Here is a 1009-nt window from a genome sequence, read left to right as displayed (position 1 = left end):
CCGGTGCGTTATGCCAACCAGTTGCCTGAGCCGGTCGAGGCGATGATCGTCTCGTGCAAGAAGAGCAAGCCGCATTGGGGTGCCAGGAAGATCCGGGAGCTTTTGGTGAAGCGCCTGGCCGGCGATGTGCGCGTGCCGTCGAAGAGTACGGTGCATGCCGTTCTCGATCGACATGGTCTGGTCGCCCACGCCCGTAGGAGGCAACGACATCGAGCCGAAGGGACAGCCTTGTCACAGGCATCGCTGCCCAACGATCTATGGTGCGCCGACTTCAAGGGCGAGTTCAAGCTTGGCAATGGTCAATACTGTTACCCGCTGACGGTCACCGACCAGGCATCCCGTTATCTTCTTGCCTGCGAGGCCTTCGAATCGACCCGTGAACCGGCCGTCTTCGATGCTTTCCGCAGGTTGTTTGTCGAGCGTGGCCTGCCGGCGGCGATCCGCAGCGACAATGGACTACCCTTCGCCAGCCCCAACGGCCTCTACAATCTGTCGAAGCTGTCGGTGTGGTGGCTGCGGCTCGGGATCGCGCTGGAGCGCATCAGGCCGGGCCGTCCCCAACAAAACGGCCGGCATGAGCGCATGCACCTGACGCTGAAGAAAGAGGCGACCAGGCCACCCGGCAAAAACATCCTCCAGCAACAGGCCCGCTTCGATGCTTTCGTCAGCGAATTCAATCAGGAACGGCCGCACGAGGCGCTCAACATGAAGGTGCCGGCAGATCTCTACGCCGCGTCGTCACGCCTCTATCATGGCCTGCCGGAGATCGACTACCCCTTCCATGATCGGGATGCGCTGGTGACCAATTGCGGCCGCATCTGCATCTATCGCAAGAAGATCAACATCTCGACCGTGCTGGCCGGACAGAAACTGGGGCTCAAGGAAGTCGACGACGGTATTTGGCTCGTCAGCTTCATGCACTATGATTTGGGATATATCGACCTGGAGCAGAGAACTTTGCAAACCATCGACAATCCGTTCGGCACGAGATTGTCACCCATGTCTTAGG

General features: G+C 59.7%; 1 protein-coding gene. It reads left to right on the top strand.

Annotated elements, in window-relative coordinates; all coding sequences use genetic code 11:
* On the top strand, positions 1-1008 hold a 1008-nt coding region (locus tag C5L12_RS27710), incomplete at its 5' end, for an integrase core domain-containing protein (RefSeq protein WP_105375173.1).
* Position 1009 lies beyond the last annotated feature (1 nt).

The organism is Neorhizobium huautlense, assembly GCF_002968575.1.
Lineage (GTDB): Bacteria > Pseudomonadota > Alphaproteobacteria > Rhizobiales > Rhizobiaceae > Neorhizobium > Neorhizobium huautlense.
The sequence above is the reverse complement of the archived record's forward strand: the minus strand, read 5'-3'. Positions and strand labels throughout refer to the sequence as shown.